This is a genomic window from Adlercreutzia mucosicola DSM 19490 (assembly GCF_000422625.1).
Lineage (GTDB): Bacteria > Actinomycetota > Coriobacteriia > Coriobacteriales > Eggerthellaceae > Adlercreutzia > Adlercreutzia mucosicola.
The window spans coordinates 226,994-249,584 of record NZ_AUGK01000005.1 but is presented as its reverse complement, the minus strand read 5'-3'; the positions used below and the strand labels follow the sequence as shown (position 1 = coordinate 249,584).

Below are 22,591 nucleotides of genomic sequence, written 5' to 3'. Positions count from 1 at the left end.
AGAAAGGCTGTCTCGTGGCCCTTCACAAGAAGACCGTGACCTATTCCTCCCGTCCCACCCATGCGGCCCGCGCGGCCCATGCCAAGGGCGATCGGGAGTTCCGCACCTACGACACCAGCGCCATCATGCCCAGGCGCGATCCGAAGCCGGCCATCTTCGTGGCGGTGCTCATCGTGATCGTGCTGGCCGTGGGCGCCTTCTTCCTCTTCCGCGGCTGCACGCCCCAGGTAGAGCTTCTGCCCGAGGGTCAGTCGGTGGAGGTGACCATCGAGGAGGGGGAGAGCGCGTCGTCCATCGGCGAGGCGCTCGTGGCGGCGAAGCTGGTGGCCACATCCCAGGATTTCGTGAACGAGGTGAACCGCCTGGAGGCGGCCTCCTCGCTCATTCCCGGCACCTACACCTTCGCCGGCGGCAGCACCCCCGAGCAGCTGGTACAGACCATCATGGCCGGTCCCGCCTTCGTGGGCGATAAGCTGGCCGTGCCCGAGGACATCACCCGCGAGGCTTTGGCGGCGCTCGTGGAAGAGGCCACGGGCGGGCGTGTGACGGCCCAGTCCTTCCTGGATGCCTCGTCGGATGCCAGCACCTACGCGGGCGACTACCCGTTCCTGGAGACGGCGGGCATCAACTCCCTCGAGGGCTTTTTGTTCCCCAAGACCTACGGCGTGACCGAGGACATGGACGCCGAGGCCGTGGTGCGCATGATGCTGGACCAGTTCGCCAAGGAAACGGCGAATTTGTCCTACGCCTTCCCCGAGAGCCAGGGCCTGAACCTGTACCAGACGGTGACTTTGGCCTCCATCGTGGCGAAGGAGTCCTCAGACGACGCCGAGGTGCGGGCCCATGTGGCCGGCGTGTTCTACAACCGCCTGGCATCCGACCGCCCCTACCTGGAGTCCGACGCCACCACCGCCTACGTGGTGGGCCACGACCCCACGGGCGAGGAGGTGCACGCCGACGATCCCTACAGCACCTACACCAACGAGGGTCTGCCGCCCACGCCCATCTGCTCGCCGGGCCTGGCCAGCTTGGAGGCCGTGTGCGCGCCGCTGGAGACCAACGACATGTTCTTCTACTTCGCGCCCGATGAGAACGGCGTGGTGCAGCACTACTTCAGCGAGACCTACGAACAGCACCAGCAGGCCATCGCCGATCATTCCGGCGGCACGGGCAATGCCGATGCCGGCGACGGCGGCTCCAAGTAGGCCGACCGCCCCCGTCGCGCCCATGGCCCTGCTCACTCCCGACCGGTACTTCTCGCGCATCACCTGCGTGGACATCGACCGCGATCTTATCGGCTGCGGCCGCATCCACGTGCTGCTCGACATCGACAACACCATCCTCGCCCGCGATACCCGCGAGATTCCCCGCGACGTGGGGATGTGGCTCGGGCGCGCCCGGGAGGCCGGGGTGGCGTTCTGCCTGGTGTCGAACAACTGGCACGACACCCCCCATCGCTTGGGCGCGGAGCTTATGATGCCCGTGGTGGCCAAGGCGATGAAGCCCCTGCCGCCGGCCTTTCTCGCGGCTATGCGGAAGCTGGGGGCGACTCGGCGCGACACCGTGGTCATCGGCGACCAGCTGGCCACCGATGTGCTGGGGGCCCACGTTGCGGGCCTTCCCGCCTACATGCTGCAGCCTTTGGTGGAGCAGGATCTGCCCCACACGCTGCTGCTGCGCAACGTGGAGCGCGCCATTTTGGGCGATCGGGCGCCGGAGCCCGTCGCGAACATCCAACAAGCGGAAGGAGAGCGGCCGTGACCGAGCATCTGTACATCCTGGGGCATCCCATCGGGCATTCCAAGTCGCCGGTTATGTACAACGCCGTGTTCAAGCGGGCGGGGCTGCCCTGGGTCTACGGGGCCCGGGATCTGCCCGAGCCGGCCCAGGCCGAGCGCTTCCTGGCCGAGCGCGACTTCCTCTCCATCAACATCACCACGCCCTACAAGCCGGCGGCCCTCGCGGCGGCCGACGTGCAGGCGGCCTCGGCCCGTCTAGCCCACGGGGCCAACGTGCTGGCGAACAAGGGCGGCACGCTTATCGCCTACAACACCGACGGCCAGGGCTGCGTGGCCTCTCTGGAGCGCGAGGGCGTGACGTTCAAGGGCGCGTCGGTCGTCGTCTGCGGCACGGGTCCCACGTCGCTGTCCATCCTGCACGCCGTGGCCCAGGCGGGACCGGCCGAAGTGGTGCTTGTGGGCCGCAGCGTGGAGCGCTCCCACGAGGTGCTGCGCACCTATGCGGACGAGCTGGGGGAGATGGTGGGCCGCATCGTGGACATGCCGGCCCTGCGCGAGCACCATCTCAGCTTCGCCGAGGTGTATAAGCAAGTGAACTTCCGCTACGGCAGCTACGACACATCGCGCCAGGCCATCGCCGGGGCCGACATCATCATCGACGCCACGCCCCTTGGCATGAACGAGGGCGATGGAGCCCCCTTCGATACGGCCCTGCTCCGTGCGGACCAGACGGTGTTCGACGTGGTGTACGGCCACGGCGAGACGGCCCTGGCCGCTGCGGCGCGCGAGGCCGGCTGCACCTTCTTCGACGGGGCGGGCATGCTGGTGGGCCAGGCCGTGGTCACCGTGGGCATCCTGCGCGACATCACCGAGACGGCCGCCCTCGATATTCCCGAGGACGAGCTGTTCGCCATCATGGCCGATGCCGCGGGGTTCGATCGGTAGCATTCCGAGCGCGGGGGCATAGGCGCGGGCGCGTCGTCCTGCTATCATAGCCGGAACGGAAAACACACCTACGGGGAAAGGTCGCGCATCTATGAACCGCATCAAGATCGCTCAGCTCTACGCCGACGCCGGCGCCTTCGAGGGGAAGGCCGTCACGGTGGCCGGATGGGTCAAATCGGTCCGCGATATGAAGAATTTCGGCTTCGTCACCTTGAACGACGGCAGCTGCTTCAAGGACCTGCAGGTGGTCATGGACCGCGCCACCTTGGAGAACTACGACGAGATCGCCCACCAGAACGTGTCGGCGGCACTCGTGGTGGAAGGGGCGCTGAAGCTCACGCCCGACGCCCCCCAGCCCTTCGAGCTCGCGGCGGCCTCCATCCGCGTGGAGGGCACCTCCACGCCGGACTACCCGCTGCAGAAGAAGCGGGCCACGGTGGAGTTTCTGCGCACTCAGCAGCACCTGCGCCCGCGCACGAACCTGTTCCGCGCCGTGTTCCGCATCCGCTCGGTGGCCGCCGGGGCCATCCACCGCTTCTTCCAGGACCGCGGCTTCATCTACGTGCACACGCCCATTATCACTGCGAGCGACTGCGAAGGTGCCGGCGAGATGTTCCGCGTGACCACCATCGATCCGGCCTGCCCGCCGCTCGTGAGCGTCGAGGCGGCCGCGGCCAGCGAGGGCGCCCTGGTCGCCGGCGAAGTGGATTGGAGCGCCGACTTCTTCGGCAAGCCGGCGTCGCTCACCGTGTCCGGCCAGCTGAACGCCGAGAACTTCGCCATGGCCTTCGGCGACGTGTACACCTTCGGCCCCACCTTCCGGGCCGAGAACTCCAACACCGCCCGCCACGCCGCCGAGTTCTGGATGGTGGAGCCCGAGATCGCCTTCGCCGATCTTGAGGACGACATGGAGCTGGCCGAGGCCATGCTGAAGTACGTCATCACCGAGGTGATGGAGCGCTGCCCCGATGAGCTGGCCATGCTGAACAAGTTCGTCGACAAGGGGCTCATCGAGCGCCTGACCCACGTGGCCGCCTCCGACTTCGCTCGCATCACCTACACCGAGGCCGTGGACATCCTGCTGGCCGCCCAGGCCGCCGGCCGCGCCTTCGAGTACCCTGTGGAGTGGGGCATCGACCTGCAGACCGAGCACGAGCGCTATCTCACCGAGGAGCACTTCGGCTGTCCCACCTTCGTGACCGACTACCCGGCCGCCATCAAGGCCTTCTACATGCGCTTGAACGACGACGGCCGCACCGTGGCCGCCATGGACTGCCTCGTGCCGGGCATCGGCGAGATCGTGGGCGGGTCCCAGCGCGAGGAGCGCCTGGAGGTGCTCGAGCGCCGCATCGCCGAGTTGGATATGGAGGCCGAGCAGTACCGCGCCTATCTGGACCTGCGCCGCTTCGGCACCTGCTCCCACGCCGGCTTCGGCCTGGGCTTCGAGCGCTTGGTGATGTACCTGACCGGCGTGAGCAACATCCGCGACGTCATTCCACACCCCCGTACGGTGGGAAACGCCGAGTTCTAGGGGTTTGCGCTGCTCACCGGGTATCCGAGTGCGCTACAATAGCGCGCGTACGTTCGGGGCGCGCACGCGCCCCCTTGGTGAGGAAGCGAATCTATGGAATACATCACAGCGGGAGAGAGTCACGGGCCGAATCTCACGGCCATCGTGACGGGCGTGCCGGCGGGTCTGCCGGTGTCGGTGGAGCACATCAACGCCGATCTGGCGCGGCGCCAGGCCGGTTACGGCCGGGGCGGCCGCATGGCCATCGAGAAGGACACGGTGCAGGTGACGAGCGGTGTGCGCTTCGGCCGCACCATCGGCAGCCCCATCGCCCTTACGGTGGCTAACCGCGATTGGGAGAACTGGACCGATCGCATGGCGCCCTTCGGCAGCGCTCCCGCTGATCTGGTGCGCGAGGTGTGCCCGCGCCCGGGTCACGCCGATTTGGTAGGCGTGCTGCGCACCAACACCGACGACTGCCGCAACATCTTAGAGCGGGCGAGCGCCCGCGAGACGGCGGCCCGCGTGGCCGCCGCCGGCATCGCCCGGGAGTTTTTGGCCGAGCTGGGCGTGGATGTGATGAGCTACGTGGTGTCGGTGGCCGACGCGTCCATGGCCGATGAGACCATGGCCGATGCCGCCGAGCACAAGCCGCTCGATATCGAGTTGTCGGAGATGCGCTGCCCCGATGCGCGGGCCACCACGGCCATGAAGCGCGCCATCGACAAGGCCCGCGACGCGGGAGAGAGCCTCGGGGGCACCTTCCGCATCGTGGCCACCGGCCTGGTGCCGGGCCTGGGCACCTACGCCTGCGGCGCCGATCGCCTCACTGCCCGCATCGGCGCGGCCCTGTTCTCCATCCCCGCTATCAAGGGCGTGGAATTCGGTCTCGGATTTAAGGCGGCCGATCGTCCGGGCAGCCAGGTGCACGATCCCATCGTGCTGGAGGGCGGCGATTTCGTGCGCTCGTCCAACAACGCCGGCGGCCTGGAGGGCGGTATGACCAACGGCATGCCCCTGGTGGTGACCGCGGCCATGAAGCCCATTCCCACGCTGATGCAGCCGCTCGGCACGGTGAACCTGGATACCCTGGATGCGGAAGAGGCGTCCAAGGAGCGCTCGGATGTGTGCGCGGTGCCCGCGGCCGCCGTGGTGGCCGAGGGGGAGGTGGCCTTCGCCTTGGCCAACGCCTACATCGAGGCCTTCGGCAGCACCTGCATGGCCGACATCAAGGCCTCCATCAAGGCCTACAAGCAGCGCCTGCGCACCATGGGGCGCTAGCATGGGCGGGAGAAACCCCGGCGCTGCGCGCCGCGCACCCGAGCCCGAGTCGCTCACCCTGGTGCGCCCCGTGTTCTTCGTCGGCTTCATGGGGGCGGGCAAGACCTCGGTGGCCCGCCGCCTCGCGCGCAGCTGCCGCGTGGCCTCTGTGGACATGGACACCTACATCGAGCGCCGCGAGGGCAAGCGCGTGAAGGACATCTTCGCCGAGTCGGGCGAGGCGGGATTTCGCGCCATCGAGACCGAGGTGCTGCGCGAGCTGGGCGCCAAGCCCGATCCGCTGCTCGTGTCCTGCGGGGGCGGCGTGGTGGTCACGCCCGAGAACCACGAGGTGTTCCGCGAGAGCGGCTTTGTGGTGTATCTGCACGTGACCGCCGATGAGGCCGCCAGCCGCATCAGCGACGTGTCCACCCGCCCGCTGTTCCAGAACTTGGAAGCGGCTCGGGCCCGCGCCGCTGAGCGCCTGCCCCTGTACGAGGCTGTGGCCGACGTGACGGTGGACACGGCGGGCAAGTCGGTGTTCGCCATCGCCCGCGAAGTGCAACGCATTCTGGAAAAGGAGGGTATCCTGTGCCCGCAACCAAAGTAGTCGTCAACATCCCGGGCGAAGTGCCCTACGACGTGCGCATCGGCGATGCGGTGCTGGAGGGGCTCGGCACCTCGCTGAAGCGCCTGCCCGCGGTGGCCGACGCGCCCCATCTGCTGATCCTGACCGATACGAACGTGGCTCCGCTGTATCTGGACGCGGCCAAGGCCTCGCTGAAGATCGCGGGCTTCCGCGTGAGCGACGTGGTGGTGCCGGCCGGCGAGGAGGCCAAGTCTGTGGCCGTGGCCGGCGAGGTGTGGAACGCCATGGCGGCCTTGGGCCTTACCCGCGACTGCGCCGTGGTGGCCCTCGGCGGCGGTGTCGTGGGCGACCTGGCCGGTTTCGTCGCCTCCACCTACATGCGCGGCATCCCCTTCGTGCAGGTGCCCACCACGCTTCTGGCCATGGTGGATTCTTCGGTGGGGGGCAAGACCGGCGTGAACCTGGAGGCGGGGAAGAACCTCGTGGGCACCTTCAAGCAGCCGGCCTATGTGGCCGCCTGCACCGCCACCCTGGCCACGCTGGATGAGCGCGAATGGGCCTGCGGCTGCGCCGAGATCGCCAAGGCGGCGGTCATCGATTCCGACGAGTTCTTCTTCTGGATGATGGATCATGCCGAGGCTATGGTGGCCCGCGCCGACGCCGTGGTGGCCGAGGCCATCGCGCGCTCGGTGGTGTTCAAGGCCAACGTGGTGGCCGCCGACAAGACCGAGAGCCGCGGGGTGCGCGAGTGTTTGAACTACGGCCACACCTTGGGTCATGCCGTGGAGGCGCTGGCTGGCTTCGGCACGTTCTCCCACGGGGCGGCCGTGGCCGAGGGCATGCGCTTCGCCGCGCGCCTGGGGGCAGACGTGGTCGGCACGCCGCCCGAGTTGGTAGAGGCCCAGGGCGAGCTGCTGGACGGTCTGGGGCTGCCTTCGCTGGCCTGGTCGGCGCCGGCCGAGGAGATGCTTGCCGCCATGAAGCGCGACAAGAAGACCCGCGGCGGCCAGGTGCGCTTCGTCATGCCCCGCGACGTCGGCGCCTGGGAACTTGCGGGAGTGGACGACGCTGTCATCTTGGAGCATCTGCGCGCCTGGGAGGCGTCGAAGTAGCGTGCGCTTGGTGCGAGCGCCCGGCATCGGGCGCGGCGCACCGTGTGCGAGAAAGGCATCGAAGTGAAGAAGATCCTGCTGATGAACGGCCCCAACCTGAACATGCTGGGGCACCGCGACCCGAAGTTCTACGGCACCGACACCCTGGCCGCTATCGAGGCCATGGTGGTGGCCTATGGGGCCCATCACGGCGCCCAGGTGGACTGCTTCCAGTCGAACCACGAGGGGGCCCTGGTGGACAAGCTGCACGAGGCCCACGGCCGCTACGACGGCATCGTGTACAACCCGGGCGCCCACACCCACTACTCCTACGCGCTCCACGACGCGGTGGAGTGCATCGACGTGCCGGTGGTGGAGATCCATCTGTCGGATATCTCCCAGCGCGAGGAGTTCCGCCGCATCTCGGTGATCGCCCCGGCCTGCGTGGGCCAGGTGAAGGGCCTCGGCAAGGAAGGTTACCTGCGCGCGCTGGATATGCTGTTGGAAGAGGCGAGCGAATAACGGTAAGGTAGGTCGGGAGGGCGGCGGGACGCCCCCGCCTCCGCAACGGCCTACGTTTACTCTGTTGGGAAAGGACAACCATGACCGTCTTCGATGAACTGCACAACCCGGTGGCCTGCGAGTGGCATGTGGGCCAGTTGCTGCGCGCGATGAACCAGCGCCGCGACGGGCGCCCTTCGCCCATTTTAGTGCGCGACACCGCCAATATCCGTTGGCTCACCGCCTTCGACGGCGTGTTCGACGACGAGGGCGCCCACGCCCTGTACGTGGCCCCCGACCGGGTAGTGCTGCACACCGACTCCCGCTACGTGAAGGCCTGCGAGCAGGCGGCCCGGCGCACGCCCATCCGGGTGGACGACACTCGCGAGAGCCACGCTTCCTTCGTGGCGCGGCAGTGGAACGGCTCGTGGCTCCACGGCATGCCCGGGGCCGAGCTGCAGATCGAGGACACCATCACCCTGGCTGAGTACCGCGCCCTGCAGAAGGCCTTCCCGACCGATTTCCCCATGGGCGAGACCGACGGGGTGGTGCGCCGGCTGCGGTCGGTGAAGGAACGCTACGAGGTGGCCCGCATGAAAGGGGCCCAGTCCATCACCGACGGGGCCTTCGCCCATATCGTGGAGTTCATGCGCCCCGGCATGACGGAACGCGAGATTCAGCTGGAGCTGGACGAGTGGATGCTGCGCCACGGGGCCGAGGGGCTGGCCTTCGCCTCCATCGTGGCCACGGGCGCCAACGCGGCGAATCCCCATGCGGTGCCGGGCGTGGCCATGCTGGAGGCCGGCCAGTGCGTGGTGCTCGATTTCGGGGCGAAATCCTACGGCTACTGCTCCGATATGACGCGCACGGTGTTCGTCGGCGAGCCCGACAGCCAGCTGCGCGCGGCCTGGGATGCGGTGCGCGCGGCCAACGAGGCCGTGGAGGCGATGCTGCGCCCCGGTGTCACGGGCAAGGAGGCCCACGAGCGGGCCGAGGCGGTGCTGGCCGAGGGCGGTTTCGCCGGGGCCATGGGCCATGGGCTCGGCCACGGCGTGGGGCTCGAGATCCACGAGGAGCCGGTGCTGTCGCTGCGCAACGAGGAGCCGCTCGTCGCGGGCAACGTGGTCACCGTGGAGCCGGGCATCTACGTGGCGGGGAAGTTCGGCATGCGCCTGGAGGACTTCGGCGTCATCACCGAGAACGGCTTCGAGGTGTTCACGAAGTCGACCCATGATATGGTGGTCATCTAGGCCGTGGTGGCCGGCGCGCGCATACTGGTGGTGGAGGACGATGCGGCCATCAACCGCGTCGTCTGCTCCTATTTGGAGAAGGCCGGCGCGATGTGCACGGCGGCCTTCTCGGGCACCGAGGGGCTGATGCACCTCGCGGGCGGTGCGACCTTCGACCTGATCGTCACCGATCTTATGCTGCCCGGCGCGTCGGGGGAGGAGGTGGTCGCCGATGCCCGGGGGCGAGGCGTTCCCGCTATCGTGCTGTCGGCCCGGGCTACGGTGGCCGATCGGGTTGATTTGCTGCGCATCGGCGCCGACGACTACCTTACGAAGCCCTTCGATCTGGAAGAGCTGCTGGCCCGCTGCGAGGCGGTGCTGCGCCGCAGCGCTTCGACCGCCCGCGCAGCGTCTGTTCCTTCTCCTTCTGCTGGCGCGGTCGCCCCGCCGCTGCGCTTCGGTGCTTGGGAGCTGGACGGGGCGGCCCGTCGCTTCACCGCGGCCGGGATTCCCGTGCGCCTGACGCGCACCGAGTACGAGATCGTCCGCGCGCTCATGGCCGAGCCGCGCCGCGTGCATACCAAGCGCAGCCTGTCGGCGGCGGCCGCCGGCGACGAGGTCGCCCTGGAGGACAAGACCGTCGCCACCCATATCGGCAACGTCCGCGCCAAACTGCGCCCCACGGGCACCGAGGACTACCTGGAAACCGTCTGGGGCGTCGGTTTCAAGTTGCGCGACGGGGTCTAGGCCCGATCTTGGAACTTTCTTGGAACTTCGCCGGAGGTTTCTGAAAACGCGGCCTCTAGGATGAATGGCACCATGACACCTAGGAGAAAGGACGCGACTATGGACGCATTGCGCTGCACCGATCTGACGCGGGCCTTCCGCGGCAAGCGCGCCGTGGATGCCGTGTCGCTGGCCCTGCAGCCCGGCGACATCTACGGGCTCGTCGGTCGCAACGGCGCGGGCAAATCCACGCTGCTGAAGATGATCGCCGGGTATCTGGCCCCCACGGCCGGCACGGTGGAGGTGTGCGGCGAGGCGCTCGGTCCCTGCCAGACGAGCTCGCGCATCGGGTGCCTCATCGAGCACCCGGCCGTCAATCCGGCGCTTACCGGCGTGCAGAACGTGACGGTGCGGGCCATCGCCCAGGGGCTGCCCGACCCGAAGCGCGCCGCGACCGAGATGGTGGAGGCCGTGGGGCTGGGCGAGGCCGGCCGCGACCGGGCGAAAGGCTACTCGCTCGGTATGAAGCAACGGCTGGGACTGGCCTTGGCGCTGGTGGGCCGGCCCGACGTGCTGCTTTTGGACGAGCCCTTCAACGGCCTCGATCCCGAGGGGGTGCGCCTGGTGCGCCGCCTGCTGACGAGCGCCGCCGAGGAGCGCGGGACGGCCATCGTGATCAGCTCGCACGTGCTCGACCAGCTGGAGCGCACGGTGACGCGCTACGGTGTTATCCGCGCCGGCCGCCTGGTGGCCGAGATGACCGCCGCCGAGGTGGAGGAGGCCTGCGCCGATTACCTGTGCGTGGAGACGGCCGATGCGCCCCGGGCCCTCACCGTGCTGGAACAGGCGTGTCCCGAGGCGTGTTTCACGGTGATGCCCGACGACGCCATCCGCGTGACCGGGGCGGTGGAAGCCGAGAAAGTGGGCCGCCTGCTCTTGGAGGCCGGCGTGCCCGTGAGCGGCCTGTACGTGCACGCGCGCGACATCGAGGACTACTTCGTAGAGCTCATGGGCGGCACCGGCGCCGTGCGCGGAACGCGGGGCGGTGAGAACCGTGGGTAACCTCGTGCGCGCCCAGTGGTTTCGGCTGCTTCACGGGTCGAGCAGCGGCCTGTTCGCGCTGACCTTGGTCGCGGTGGCCGGTTTCGTCGTCGTGCAGTTCACGGCCTATTGGGATGATTGCGGCACCTTCCGCGCGGTGCTCGGTCGCGCCTCGGTGGTAGAGGTGTACTGCGTGTTCGTCGCGCTGTACCTGGCGGCGTTCTTCGCAGAGGACTTTCAGTACGGCACCGTGCGCAACCTCATGGTGGGAAAGGGCTCGCGCAGGGCGTGGGCGCTATCCGCGCTCGTGGTGACCTTCGGGTGTGCCCTGGGCGCCATGCTGCTGGGCGCCGTGGTGACCGGAGTGGTCTACGGGCTCATGGGCGGAGCCCCTGTTGCCTTCGATATAGGCGAGCTGGCGGCCTGGTGGCTCGTGGCGTCGCTTCTGGCGACCGCTTTCTCTGTCGTGGCAGTTGCGGTGACGGTGGTGGTGCCCTGGGCGCCTCTGACGACGGCCGTTGTCGCAGCGACGCTGCTGACTTCCGGGTTGGGGTACTGGTTCTGCCAGGCAGCGGCGGTCGGTCTGCCGGCACCGCTGGCCTCTTTCGTGACTGAGGGCGTGCTGCCGCTGACGCTGACGGCCCTGCGCTTGTCGCTTCTGAACGGCGCGCCGATCGAGCCGTGGTGGTTCGCCGATCTGGCCTTGGTCTTGGTCGCGAGCGTGATCATCATCGCGGCCGCTCTGAACCGCAAAGAGCTGAGGCAATCGTGAGCGGGCGGCTGGGACCTGCGCCGTTGGGGCGCCGTGCGGCGTGTGCCCAGGAGGGTGGTGGGCGCGATGATTAACCTCGTGCGCGCCCAGTGGTTTCGGCTGATGCGGAATCGCGCTTTCTGGGGGCTGCTCGCAGTGTTCGCGGGCGTGGTGCTCGTGGCCTCGCTGCAGGTGACCGAGCGCGGGCTGTACGAGGAGGCCTATCGCAACATTCCGCTGCTCGCACAGCACAGCCCCGCGGCGATGGTCTCGATGACCATGGATGTTGAGGCGGTAATGGGCGAGTTCTGGACACCGCAGCTCCTTGCGCTGATCATCGCGCTGCTGAGCGCGGGTTTCTTTGGCGACGACTTTCGCTTTCGCGGGACGCGCCTGTTGGCCGCGGGGCCGCATTTCCGGGCGGCCTATGTGATCAGCGCGCTGTGCATCGTCCTCCTGTCCGCGATGATCTTTCTGGCAGCGGCCATGGCGGCAACCTGGGCGGGCTTGCTGCCGAACCCGGGTCTGGGCGTTTGGGTGGATGGCGGTCGCTTCGGGCGCTGGGCGCTGGAGCTGATGATCATCGCGGCGACTTACGCCCTGGTGGTCCTTGCCGTGGTGGCTGCCACGGGGCGAACGGGCTGGGGCGCCCTGGTCGCGGTCCTTCTCTCCGGCGGGGTAGCGTCCACGGCGCTTCTGAGCATTTCCTGGGCGCTCGGGTGCGAAGAGGTCCTGCGGCCGCTCATTGCCGCGATGCCCGCAGCGCAGCTGGGGCAGCTATCCATCGAGGGCGTCACGCCCGGTGCCTTCGATATATTGCCGCTGCTGGGATGGTTGGCGGCTGCGGCGGGGTTGTGCTGGGCGGTTCTGCGAAGGAGGGCGCTGTGATCTGGTTGGTTGTGCTGGCCGCGACGGTGACGCTCGTGTCGCTGGGCGTCGCCGTGGCGATGGAACGGCAGATGCGGGAGATGGCGCGGAACTTGGCGACACGCGGGCAGAGCGCGCGGCCCCTGACGCTGCGCTTTCCCACGGGGGCTGCGCGCGAGCTGGCTCGGGAGGCCAGCGAGCTCATCGACGAGGCCTACGAGGTGCGTCGGGGCGCTGCCGAAGAGCGGCGCGTGCTCCAAGAGAACCTGGCCTCGTTCTCCCACGATGTGCGCACGCCTTTGGCCGGCGCCCAGGGCTACTTGCAGCTGTACACCGTGGCCGGCACTGCGGCCGAACGCGACGAGTGCGTGGCGGCCGCCGTGGAGCGTCTGGGGGCGATGCGCGGGTTGGTTGACGCGCTGTTCGAATACGCCAAGGCCGACGACGGCGGCCTCGAGCTGGTGCGCGAGCCGGTAAACGTGGCCGATGTGGTGGCCGCCTGCGCGGCCGAGCGATACCCCGCCTTCGCTGAGCGTCGGTGGCAGCCCGATATCTCCCTCGACGAGGACGTGGTGGCATTCACCGACCGTGAGGCTCTCGCCCGCATTGTGGGCAACCTTCTCGGCAACGCGCTGCGCCACGGCGCGGCCGCCCCGCGGGTGGCATTGCGCCGCAGCACGGGGAAAGGCGAGGGCGGCCGGGAGGAGTTCGCCCTTTCTGTGGCCAACGAAGCGGAAGGGTTGGAAGATATCGAGGCGGGTCGCCTGTTCGAGCGCTTCTATCGGGGCGACGCGGCGCGCCGTGCCGGGGGCAGCGGCCTGGGGCTGGCCATCGCGGCGAGCCTTGCCGACGCTCTGGGCCTCAGCCTGCAGGCTGCCATCGACGGCGATACGTTTACCGTCACGCTTTCCGGCCCTCTGGCCGCGCCGGGCGACCAAAATAACGTTTGAGCGAGGGTGGCGGCGCGCAGAAGCGACCGAAATGACGTTTGAGCGAGTTTTTCGGGACTCGGGTGTCCTCTTCGGCTCGCCCAAACGTCATTTCGGTCGCTTGGGAGACGGGAAGGTCGGGGCGACGCAGGCGCTGGCAGGCGGCGCAGGTGCTGACAGGCGGTGGCAGGCGCTGGCGGGCGCTGGCAGGTGCTGGCAGGCGGGGTCTTTCGGCAACCCGCGGGAGGGGCGAGCGGGGCAGCTGCGTCGGCGCTCAGGCGGGGTAGCGTTCGGCCACCCAGGCTTGGGCGGTTTCCACGAAGGCGTGAGTGGCGGCCGATGCCGTCTCCCAGGATCGCACGGCCAGCGAGATCTCGCGGGCGCATTCGCGCTCGGCGGCCAGCACGGCCAAGGGGAATAGCGGCCGCGACAGGATGAGGCTCGGCAGCACCGAGAATCCCAAGCCAGCGCTGACCATGGCCATGACGCCGTAGTCGGAGTCCACGGTGAAGCGCACGTTGGGGGTCACGCCGTTGGCCTCGAACAGCGCCTCCATCTCCGAGGGCCGCGCGTTGCCTTGGAGCTGCACGTAGGGCTCCCTCGCCAAAGCCTCGGTGGGGAAGACCGGCGCATCGGCCAGGGGGTGGTCGGGCGGTAGCACCACGAGTAGCGGGTCGGTGTGCAGGGCTATGGCATCAAGGTGGCGGCGGTCGGGGGCGATGGAGAAGGCACAGTCGGCGCGGCCCTCCCATACGGCGTCCACCAGCTCGTCCTCGTCGTCGATGCACAGCAGCTTCAGATCGATCTTGGGGTAGCGGGCGAGGAAGGCCTTGGCGATTCCGGGGAACCACTCGATGGCGGCGCTCGTGAAGGCGCCCACGCGCACAAGGCCCCCTTCGCGGTGGGCGAGCTCGCGTACGCGGGTGGCCAAGGCCTGCTCGTCGGCGTTGATCGCCTGCACAAGTTCGAGGATATCGCGGCCCTCGGTGGTGAGGTGCACGCCGCCGTATTCTCGCAGGAACAGGGTAAGGCCCAGCTCCTTTTCCAGGGCATTCACGAGATAACTGATACCGGCCTGGGTATAGCCCAATTCCTCGGCCGCTGCCTTGAAGCTGCCGCGGCGGGCGACGGCGAGAAACGCATCGTATTTCTGATTGGCCATAGAATCGCCCTTTTCGGTGGTGCAGTTGCATCATTATAAGACTTTCTTGAAATGTTTGACAAGAACTCTCGTTTTACTTTCATTTACAAGAGCCTTACTATGGCATCCGTTCCTGAAACAGAGAAAGAAAGCCCCGCCAGGGGGTTTGAAATTGACGCCTTCAAGAGGTGGCCGCCCCGTGCGGCCGTCTTCGCGAGCGAGAGGGGGAGAGATGGATCGTTGGAAGACCGCACGCTGGCCCTTCGTGGTTTTCGTGCTCATCGAAGTGGTCATTTTCGGGTCGGGAAGCGCGGTGACGAAGTTCGCCTACGAGTCTATCTCGCCGCTGTGGTGTCTGGCCGTGCGCTTCGGCCTGGCGTCGCTCGTGTTTGTGGCGCTGTTCGGGCGCCGTATGTACAGCCGCTTGCGCACCGTGCGCGTGCGCGCCTGGCTGCCCGCGGCGCTGTGCATGGCCCTGTCGTATCTGTGCTGCAACGTGGCGCTGGACCTGACGACGGCCACCAACGTAGGTTTTTTGGTGGCACTGCCCGTGGTGTTCACGCCGTTTCTGTCCATGCTGGCCGAGCGCACGCGCTATCCGCGGGCGATCATTCCCTTCCAGGTGGCTGTGGCCGCAGGGCTGTATCTGCTGTGCAGCCAGGGCGGCAGCCTCGCCTTCGGCTTGGGGGAGATTATGGCCCTGGGCTCGTCGGTGGCCTTGGCCGGCGCCCTGGTGCTGGGCAAGCGGGCCCTGGCGGAGCTTGACGCCATCACGGTGGCCGGCACTCAGATCGTGGTGTCCTTCGGGCTCTGCCTCGGGTGCGCTTTGGCCTTCGAGGCGCCGGTTAACCTGGCGGACGTGCAGCCAATGGCCTGGGGCATCATCGCGTTTCTGGCGCTTCTGTCCACCTGTCTCACGTTCTTCTTGCAGACCGTGGCCCTCGATCGGCTCTCGTCCACCACGGTGTCGCTGCTGCTGACCGGCGAACCTGTGTTCACGGCGCTGTTCGCCTACTGGTGGCTGGGCGAGACCCTGTCGGTTACCGGTTTGGTAGGCGCTGCGGTGATCGTGGTCACGGTAATCGCCGCCACCTACGTGGACGGTCGCAAGAGCACCCCGCGCACCGAATCCCCGGCTCGTGCGCCCCGTCGCCGCGGCCCGGTGTTCGTGCCCGCCAAGGCCGCGGCCCTGTTCCCCGCGCTGATACGCTAGGCTGGTTGGAGCGCGCTCGCGAATGGCAGGCATTCGCAGGATAGTCGCAGGGACGGGCTTCAGGCCGCCCGCGCCGCCCGTGCGGATGCGGCCGAGCGCTAGGACGCGTCGCGTCCCGAGGAGTTCGACAGCGCGAGGCCGCCGATGGTGAGCCCAAGGCCGCCGACGATGGGCGCAGTGAGCGGCTCGGCGAGCACCGCGACCGAAGTGGCGGCGGTCACGGCCGGTACAAGGTAGATATAGGTGCTCGTGGTGACGGCTCCCAAGTGCTTCACGGCGAACCCCCAGGTAACAAAGCAGGCGGCCGAAGCGCCGAGGCCGAGGAAGGCCAGGTTGCCGGCGTTCACGGGATTGGTCAGCGCAGGAAGATCCGGTAGCGGTCCGCCGAAGGGCAGGGCGACCAGCATGAACAGAAGGCCCCAGCCGAAGATGCGCTTGGTGGAGGCGAGAGTCTCGTAGCCCGCTTCGGCGATGGTCGCCACGGTGGTGGAGTAGATGGCCCACACCAGCGCTGCCGCCAGGGCCAGCCCGCAGCCGATGAGGTTGGCCGCCACGTCACCGCCCACCGCTCCGCCGCTTGCGAAGCTGACCAGGGCGATGCCGGTCATGGCGATGACGAATCCCGCAGCGAAACGCAGTGTGAGCGCCCCGCGATGGCCTCGCGCCAGGGCGATGATCGCGGTGAACAGGGGAGAGGTGGCCACGATGACGCCCACGGCCGTGGCGCTCGTGAAGGTGAGCGCGATGTTCTCCATGAGGAAGTAGCAGGCGATGCCGGTGAGCCCTGCGCAGGCGAAGAGTCGCTCGTGGCGTCGCTCGCGCAGGCGCAGCCGGTGCGGCCGCAGGCAACACAGGGCCAGAAACCCCAGGACGAACCGTATGAACAGGATCCAAAACGGCGAGAAGTCCGCCAGCAGCACCTTCGTGGAGACGAAGGTCACGCCCCAGACGAATACCGTAAACGCCGCGAGGATATGGGCTTTCACGAGACCGCCTTTCGGTAAGCGCTCGGGGTGATGCCGAAGCGCTCCTTGAAGACGCGAGTGAGGTGGGCCTGGTCGGCGAAGCCCGCTTCCTGGGCGGCATCGGCGCAACGGGCGCCTGCGGCCAGGGCCCGGCGGGCGGTCTCGGCGCGCAGGGCGGCGAGGTACCGCATGGGGGTGATGCCGAAGGAGGCCTGGAAGGCGCGCAGGGCGCCGTATCGCGAGGTGGCGGCCACGGCAGCCAGGTCACTCAGGCACACGGCATCGGCGCGGTGGGATTGCAGGTAGGAAGCCATGGCCTGGGCCGCGCCGGGGCGAGCCGCAGGTTCGGAGACACGCGCGAGCTGGCAGAGCAGCAAGGTGAGCTGCTCTTCGGCGGCTGCTTCGTCGATGACGGGCGCCTCAAGCCGGGCGATGAGACCGGCGAAGCGCGCGGCCGCCGTGCGGTCGGTCACCGCGGGTCCTTCCAAGGCGGGGCAATCGGGCCAATGCAGCAGGGCCAGGCTATCGTAGACGAGGGACTCTTCGCCGCAGGGAACGCACCCGTGGGGCTGCTCCGGGTTCAGGGCCAGCAGCTGGCCGCTGGCGAGCTCATAGCGCGCTTGGCCACAGGTCATGAGCCTCTGCCCTCGACGCATGAGGCCGATGACGGGATAGTCGTGAACGTGGGGCGTAAAAGGCTGGTCGATACCGCGGAAGCGCCGCATCTCTACCGCACCCCCTAAGACGCGCCGCACCGATTCCCGTGGTTGTTCTATGAGCTGTTTCATAAGGCTTCCATGATACCTGCCTCGCCGCCCAGGTTCTTGCACGAAATTGCGCAGCGGCCGCTGGGGTGCGACAGTGTTGCATTCGGGCTGCGCAGCTGCCAGGCTGGAGAGGGAGCAGCGCGCCCGCTGCGGCATCGTCCGCTCCGATGGACAGTGGGCGATCGGGGGCTCGTCGTCCATGAGTGCGATGGGGGGATGCTGGTGCTCATGGGGCATCTTCTGCTCGAGGAATACGGCGAATGCGCACACGCGCCCATTCACATTCATAGAAAGACCCAATGGCCGCACGCCCTGCGCGAGCGGCCTTCCTCGCTGTTCGCCGCCGCGCCCGCACTTGTCTTCGTGCTATAACGGAAAGCGTTGTAACGGCACGAATACGAGAGGACGGTGATACGATGGCGATGCGGTCGAAGATCAATCGAGGGAACGAGATTCGCACTAAGGGCAAGTCAATGGGGCGCGAGCGCTCCGGTGCCGCCCAGCCGTCGTCGCGTCCCGCGCCCCGCGCGGCGCTGTTCATGGCCGGCCGCGTGGCGCTCATGCTGGCGGGTATCGCGGTGATGGCCTTGGGCATCGATCTGGTGGTGAAGGGCAACTTGGGCAATTCGCCCATTTCCGCCTGCCCTTACGTGGTGAGCCACGTGCTGCCCGACATATCCTTCGGCACACTGATGCTGGTCTGGCAGTGCCTGCTCGTGGTCACCCAGATCGTCATCTTGCGTCGCGACTTCCACCCGATCGACCTCTTGCAGCTGCCGGTGTCGGTGTTCTTCGGCTTGTGCATCGACGTGTTCGTGGTCCTGCTAGCCCCTCTGTCGGTATCCAGCTACCTGTCGGCGTGGCTGTACCTGGCCGTGGGCATTTTGGTGCTCGCCGCCGGCATTGTGATGACGGTCGTTTCCGGTACGGTGATGAACTGCGGCGAGGCCGTGGTGCAGGCCGTCGTTGCCAAGACCGGCATCCGCTTCGGCACGGTGAAGGTGAGCTTCGATCTGACCTGCGCCATCGTCGCCACCGTGTTGGGCTTGGCGTTTCTGGGCTATGTGGAGGGGGTGCGCGAGGGCACCGTGGTCTGCGCCATGTTCACGGGCATGGTGGTGAACCTGTACATGGCCGGCTACGGCAAGCTGCGCGCCGCCCGGGCCGCGCGCTGCGAGCGCCGGGCTGTAGTCGGGGGTGCTTCGGCGCCGTGCGAGGATGCGCGCGAGGCGGCGGGAGCCTGGGGGGATGGAGCGGTGCTCGACTAGGGATGCGTTCTTTCCCCGAGGACTTTGCAGCGGGCCTGCAAGATGGCTATAATGTAACGGTTTGATTCAGGCGCGACGTGCGAGCGTAGCAGTTTCCGCGGCGCGTGACCATGAAAGGAAGCATCCGTGGCAAGCATTTCTACCGCCGATTTCAAGAACGGCATGTGCATCATCAACAACGGCAAGATGTGCACCATCGTCGAGTTCCAGCATGTGAAGCCGGGCAAGGGCGGCGCCTTTGTGCGCACCAAGCTCAAGGACATCAAGACCGGCCGTGTGGTGGACTACACCTTCAACGCCGGCACCAAGTTCGATTCCGTGCGCCTGGAGTCCAAGAAGATGCAGTACCTGTACAACGACGGCGCCGACTACTGGTTCATGGACAACGACACCTTCGAGCAGATGCCCATCGCCGCCGATATGGTGGGCGCCGCCTCCGATTGGCTGAAGGAGAACGACGAGGCTACGCTGCTGTACGCCGGCGACGAGCTCATCAGCCTGGAGCCCCAGATGTTCGTGGAACTGGAAGTGACCCACACCGAGCCGGGCTTCAAGGGCGACACCGCCACCAACACGCTGAAGCCGGCTACCCTGGAGACGGGCAAAGAGGTGCAGGTGCCCACCTTCATCGAGATCGGTGACGTGCTGCAGATCGACACTCGCGACGGCCGCGTCATCAAGCGCGTCTAATCAAGCGGGACAGCCTTACAGGTCGAGAAGCCTCCTTCGGGAGGCTTCTTCTGTTTCGGCGATGGTAGAGCGTAGGGGGAGCGCGGGGTGTTCTGACCGAGCGAGGACTGCCCGAGCGAATCAGAACACCCCGCGCTCCCGACCGCGGTGAGTCGCTAGGAGAGCGCGCCCCGCTAGCCCCGGGCGAAGAAGGCGAAGGCGGCGCCGTCGGGGCCCACGTGGGTGCCGATGACGGCGCCGACGAGGGTGAGGGGCAGCTCCATGGCATCGGGGCTCTCGATGATGCCCTCATCGGCGGCGATGGCGAGCGAGTCGGCGATGTACTTGCGGCCGATCTTGTCGGACAGGCCCGAGTAGGCCACCCACACCGGGCGCGTGAAATCGATGCCGCCGGCCTTCTCGATTTCCTCGAATACCATGGAGCGCGATGCCTTCGAGCCGCGGGCCTTCCCCAGAACGACCACCTTGCCGTCCACGACGCCCACCACGGGCTTGATGGACAAAAGGCCGCCGATGGCCGCCGCCGCGCCGGAGATGCGCCCGCCGCGGCGCAGGTACTCCAGGCCGTCGAGGGCCGCCACGAGGCGGATGTCCTTCTTCTCCTGGTCGAGGCAGTAGGCGATGTCAGCGGCGGAAAGCCCCTCGTCGCGCAGGGCCCAGGCGCGCTCGGCCAAGATACGCTCGCCGACGGTGGCATTCTCGGAATCCACCACGAAGACGGACTCCTTGAAGGGGGCCGCGGCGATGCAGGCGCTCTGGTAGGTGCCCGAGATGTGGCTGGAAAGGGTGATGCACACTACGGTGTCGCCGGCAGCCACGGCCTCCTGGAACAGATCCTGGAACACCATGGGGGGGATCTGGCTCGTGCGCGGCAGCTCGTCGCTCTCGATGAGGCGTTCGAAGAACTCGGTGCGACTGATATCGACACCCTCGGAGAACTCCTCGGTGCCGAAGGTGATGGTCATGGGGATGATGGTGATGCCATGGGCGGCGGCGTAGTCCTCTTCCATATCTGCCGACGAGTCCACGATGATGCGAATGGCCATGGTGCCTCCCGAATCGAAGCTGTTTTCCTTGTTATTCTAATGGCGCGCTGTGCGTCCGCGCCCGAATCCGCGAAATGGCGAGTAATTGTTCATAATTAAGCTACGGCTTTTCCCGTTGACAGGTCAGCAGAAAAGTGGCCGCTGGGAACTCTTGCGGAGAAGGCCGCTGCGCGAGCGACAAAAATCACGTTTGGGCGAGTCCTGCGGCGCAAAACAGGGCCTCAAACCTCGCTCAACCGTCATTTCTGTCGCGCTGAGTGCCGCGCAACCTCGCTCAAACGTGTTTTTTGTCGTCTGGAAGGGAAGCGTCGCGCCCTCTGCCGCTTCGTTGATGTTTCTTGTCGGCAAATCGGGCGGTGCCGCGCTGAGCCGTGGTAGGCTTCCCCTATAATTCAGCACTTGATCTTTGACTAACTATAAGGAGGTGTGAGTTCATGCCACGGCTTCAGATCATGGATACCACGATCCGCGACGGTCAGCAGAGCCTGTGGGCCACCCGCATGCAGATCGGCGACATGCTGCCGATCCTGCCGAAGATGGACCGCGTCGGCTATTGGGCCATCGAGGCGTGGGGCGGAGCGACGTTCGACTCCTGCCTGCGCTTTTTGGACGAGAATCCCTGGGAGCGCCTGCGCGCCATCAAGGCCAACACGCCCAACACCCCCCTCGCCATGCTGTCGCGCGGCCAGAATCTGGTGGGCTACAAGCATTACTCGCGCGAGATCGTGAACCGCTTCATCGGAGCGGCGCATCGTAACGGCATCGAGGTCTTCCGCGTGTTCGACGCGCTGAACGACATTCGCAACGTGGTGGACAACGCCGAGGCCATCAAGGAGCACGGCGGCCTGTTCGAGGGCGCCATCTCCTACACCATCTCGCCGGTGCACACGCTGGACTCGTACCTGGAATACGGCCAGCAGCTGAAGGATTTGGGCGCCGACACCATCGCCATCAAGGACATGGCCGGCATGCTCACCCCGTACCGCGCCGAGCGCATGGTGAAGGCTTTCAACGAGGAAATCGGCCTGCCCGTGCACATCCACTGCCATTACGTCGGCGGCATGGCCCCGGCCAACATCCTGAAGGCCGCCGAGGCCGGCGTGGCCGTGGCCGATACCGCCCACGCGCCGCTTGCCTTCGGCAACTCGCACCCGGCCGTGGAGATGATCGTGGCCGCCCTGAAGGAGAGCCGCTACGACACCGATCTCGACCTCGACCTGCTGTTCGAGATCTCCGAGTACTGGGAGGAGATGCGCAAGCGCGGCCACTACAAGCGCGGCGTGTCCTCGCTCATCCACATGCAGGTGTACTCTCACCAGGTGCCCGGCGGCATGATGAGCAACCTCATCAGCCAGCTGGAGGTGCAGAAGGCCGTCGACCGCCTGCCCGAGGTGATGGCAGAGATTCCGAAGGTCCGCGCCGAGGTGGGCTATCCGCCGCTTGTGACTCCCATGTCGCAGATCGTGGGCACTCAGGCCGTGTTCAACGTGCTCACCGGCAAGCGCTGGAGCGTCATCTCCAAGGAGATGAAGGACTACGTCTGCGGCTACTATGGCAAGGCCCCCGGGCACATGAACAAGGAGATCGTGGCGAAGGTGGCCGGCGATTCTGAGATCTTGGATCCGTCGGTGGCCCCCGGCACGCTCGTGACCACCACCTACGACGAGGTGGCCAACGAGATCGGGGATCTGGCCCACAGCGAGGAGGACGTGCTCATGTACGCCCTGTTCCCCAACGAGGCCCGCACCTACCTTTCCAAGCACCGGGTATCCGAGAAGGTCGATTTCATGCTGGAGCAGGAGTCCAGCGGTACCAAGGAGGACGATTACGTGGATATCAATCAGATTCGCGAACTGGTTCGCGTGGCCGAGGAGAGCGGCGTCGGCGAGATCGTGGTAGAGGAAGAGGGCGTCCGCATCGCGGTGCGCATGCCCGGTCAGGGCGCGCCGGTAGCCGTGCCGGCTGCGGCGGCTCCCGTGGCCCAGGCCGTGCCCGCGGTTCCTGCGGCGGCGCCGGCCCCGGCGGCCGAGCCGGCCAACAGCCGTCCCACCACCTGGAAGCCCGTCATCGCCCCCATGGTGGGCACCTACTACGAGGCTCCGGCCCCCGGCGAGCCGCCCTTCGTGAAGGTAGGCGATGAGGTGGCCGCCAACGAGACGCTGTGCATCGTGGAGGCCATGAAGCTGATGAACGAGATCACGGCCGAGGAGATGGGCACCGTCCGCGAGGTCTGCCTGTCGGACGCCACGCCCGTGGAGTACGGCACCGTGCTCTTCTACGTGGAGCCCCACGAGCCCGTGCCGACCCTGCCGGAGAACTAATC

The 22,591-nt window shown here is 67.2% G+C and carries 23 protein-coding genes; 19 read left to right on the top strand and 4 right to left on the bottom strand.

Annotated elements, in window-relative coordinates; genetic code table 11:
* Nucleotides 1-14 precede the first annotated feature (14 nt).
* The 14 genes from mltG (at nt 15) to G503_RS0103690 (ending at nt 13,199) form a co-directional block, all read left to right on the top strand.
* A complete protein-coding gene (gene mltG, locus G503_RS13550) occupies nt 15-1,205 on the top strand; it encodes an endolytic transglycosylase MltG (RefSeq protein WP_084636254.1) in 1,191 nt (396 codons plus the stop codon).
* On the top strand, nt 1,180-1,761 hold the full coding sequence (locus tag G503_RS0103750) for a YqeG family HAD IIIA-type phosphatase (protein ID WP_235715483.1): 582 nt from the start codon (nt 1,180-1,182) through the stop codon (nt 1,759-1,761). The genes mltG and G503_RS0103750 overlap by 26 nt, the downstream gene beginning before the upstream one ends.
* Complete coding sequence (locus G503_RS0103745) at nt 1,758-2,684, top strand: shikimate dehydrogenase family protein (RefSeq protein WP_028026526.1); 927 nt, start codon at nt 1,758-1,760, stop codon at nt 2,682-2,684. Before G503_RS0103750 ends, G503_RS0103745 begins: the two co-directional genes overlap by 4 nt.
* A 91-nt stretch (nt 2,685-2,775) precedes the next feature.
* Nucleotides 2,776-4,215 carry an asparagine--tRNA ligase gene (gene asnS / locus G503_RS0103740; RefSeq protein WP_028026525.1) on the top strand — a complete coding sequence of 480 codons (1,440 nt, stop codon included), beginning with the start codon at nt 2,776-2,778 and terminating at the stop codon, nt 4,213-4,215.
* 93 nt (nt 4,216-4,308) lie between these two features.
* On the top strand, nt 4,309-5,475 hold the full coding sequence (aroC, locus tag G503_RS0103735) for a chorismate synthase (RefSeq protein WP_028026524.1): 1,167 nt from the start codon (nt 4,309-4,311) through the stop codon (nt 5,473-5,475).
* A 1-nt stretch (nt 5,476) separates the two neighbouring features.
* Nucleotides 5,477-6,064: a shikimate kinase gene (locus G503_RS0103730; RefSeq protein ID WP_051190883.1), complete on the top strand. Its 588-nt coding sequence runs from the start codon at nt 5,477-5,479 to the stop codon at nt 6,062-6,064.
* Nucleotides 6,046-7,155: a 3-dehydroquinate synthase gene (gene aroB / locus G503_RS0103725; RefSeq protein ID WP_028026522.1), complete on the top strand. Its 1,110-nt coding sequence runs from the start codon at nt 6,046-6,048 to the stop codon at nt 7,153-7,155. Before G503_RS0103730 ends, aroB begins: the two co-directional genes overlap by 19 nt.
* A gap of 63 nt (nt 7,156-7,218) precedes the next feature.
* Nucleotides 7,219-7,656, top strand: coding sequence for a type II 3-dehydroquinate dehydratase (aroQ, locus tag G503_RS0103720; protein ID WP_028026521.1), 438 nt, complete (start codon nt 7,219-7,221; stop codon nt 7,654-7,656).
* Nucleotides 7,657-7,736: 80 nt separating this feature from the next.
* Complete coding sequence (locus G503_RS0103715; protein ID WP_306812430.1) at nt 7,737-8,885, top strand: M24 family metallopeptidase; 1,149 nt, start codon at nt 7,737-7,739, stop codon at nt 8,883-8,885.
* 3 nt (nt 8,886-8,888) lie between these two features.
* Nucleotides 8,889-9,611, top strand: coding sequence for a response regulator transcription factor (locus G503_RS0103710; protein ID WP_028026519.1), 723 nt, complete (start codon nt 8,889-8,891; stop codon nt 9,609-9,611).
* Between the two features lie 99 nt (nt 9,612-9,710).
* On the top strand, nt 9,711-10,652 hold the full coding sequence (locus G503_RS0103705) for an ABC transporter ATP-binding protein (protein WP_028026518.1): 942 nt from the start codon (nt 9,711-9,713) through the stop codon (nt 10,650-10,652).
* The gene (locus G503_RS0103700) at nt 10,636-11,403 is read left to right on the top strand and encodes a hypothetical protein (RefSeq protein WP_156891905.1); all 768 of its coding nucleotides are present in this window, start codon (nt 10,636-10,638) and stop codon (nt 11,401-11,403) included. The genes G503_RS0103705 and G503_RS0103700 overlap by 17 nt, the downstream gene beginning before the upstream one ends.
* A 57-nt stretch (nt 11,404-11,460) precedes the next feature.
* Nucleotides 11,461-12,270, top strand: coding sequence for an ABC transporter permease subunit (locus G503_RS0103695; RefSeq protein WP_028026516.1), 810 nt, complete (start codon nt 11,461-11,463; stop codon nt 12,268-12,270).
* The gene (locus G503_RS0103690; RefSeq protein WP_051190882.1) at nt 12,267-13,199 is read left to right on the top strand and encodes a sensor histidine kinase; all 933 of its coding nucleotides are present in this window, start codon (nt 12,267-12,269) and stop codon (nt 13,197-13,199) included. Before G503_RS0103695 ends, G503_RS0103690 begins: the two co-directional genes overlap by 4 nt.
* Nucleotides 13,200-13,452: 253 nt before the next feature.
* Here G503_RS0103690 and G503_RS0103685 read toward each other — a convergent pair whose 3' ends face one another.
* Nucleotides 13,453-14,340, bottom strand: coding sequence for a LysR family transcriptional regulator (locus tag G503_RS0103685; protein WP_028026514.1), 888 nt, complete (start codon nt 14,338-14,340; stop codon nt 13,453-13,455).
* Between the two features lie 211 nt (nt 14,341-14,551).
* On the opposite strand from G503_RS0103685, the gene G503_RS13545 reads away from it, so the two are divergent.
* Complete coding sequence (locus G503_RS13545) at nt 14,552-15,532, top strand: DMT family transporter (protein ID WP_051190881.1); 981 nt, start codon at nt 14,552-14,554, stop codon at nt 15,530-15,532.
* A 98-nt stretch (nt 15,533-15,630) separates the two neighbouring features.
* On the opposite strand, the gene G503_RS0103675 is transcribed toward G503_RS13545, so the two are convergent.
* Nucleotides 15,631-16,518, bottom strand: a complete 888-nt coding sequence (locus G503_RS0103675; protein WP_028026513.1) for a DMT family transporter — start codon at nt 16,516-16,518, stop codon at nt 15,631-15,633.
* Complete coding sequence (locus G503_RS15935; protein WP_169628139.1) at nt 16,515-17,285, bottom strand: helix-turn-helix domain-containing protein; 771 nt, start codon at nt 17,283-17,285, stop codon at nt 16,515-16,517. The genes G503_RS0103675 and G503_RS15935 overlap by 4 nt, the downstream gene beginning before the upstream one ends.
* Before the next feature lie 195 nt (nt 17,286-17,480).
* Here G503_RS15935 and G503_RS16670 point away from each other — a divergent pair, with 195 nt between their 5' ends.
* The 3 genes from G503_RS16670 to efp all read left to right on the top strand — a co-directional run bounded on the left by G503_RS16670 (nt 17,481) and on the right by efp (nt 19,222).
* Nucleotides 17,481-17,636, top strand: coding sequence for a hypothetical protein (locus G503_RS16670; RefSeq protein ID WP_235715482.1), 156 nt, complete (start codon nt 17,481-17,483; stop codon nt 17,634-17,636).
* 101 nt (nt 17,637-17,737) lie between these two features.
* Nucleotides 17,738-18,532 carry a YczE/YyaS/YitT family protein gene (locus tag G503_RS13530; RefSeq protein ID WP_051190879.1) on the top strand — a complete coding sequence of 265 codons (795 nt, stop codon included), beginning with the start codon at nt 17,738-17,740 and terminating at the stop codon, nt 18,530-18,532.
* A gap of 126 nt (nt 18,533-18,658) precedes the next feature.
* Nucleotides 18,659-19,222 (top strand): elongation factor P, encoded by a 564-nt coding sequence (gene efp, locus G503_RS0103655; protein ID WP_016308328.1) that lies wholly within the window; start codon nt 18,659-18,661, stop codon nt 19,220-19,222.
* 173 nt (nt 19,223-19,395) lie between these two features.
* Here efp and G503_RS0103650 read toward each other — a convergent pair whose 3' ends face one another.
* Nucleotides 19,396-20,268: a DegV family protein gene (locus G503_RS0103650; protein WP_028026511.1), complete on the bottom strand. Its 873-nt coding sequence runs from the start codon at nt 20,266-20,268 to the stop codon at nt 19,396-19,398.
* Nucleotides 20,269-20,702: 434 nt separating this feature from the next.
* On the opposite strand from G503_RS0103650, the gene accB reads away from it, so the two are divergent.
* Nucleotides 20,703-22,589, top strand: a complete 1,887-nt coding sequence (accB, locus tag G503_RS0103645; RefSeq protein ID WP_028026510.1) for an acetyl-CoA carboxylase biotin carboxyl carrier protein — start codon at nt 20,703-20,705, stop codon at nt 22,587-22,589.
* The last annotated feature ends 2 nt before the right edge of the window (nt 22,590-22,591 follow it).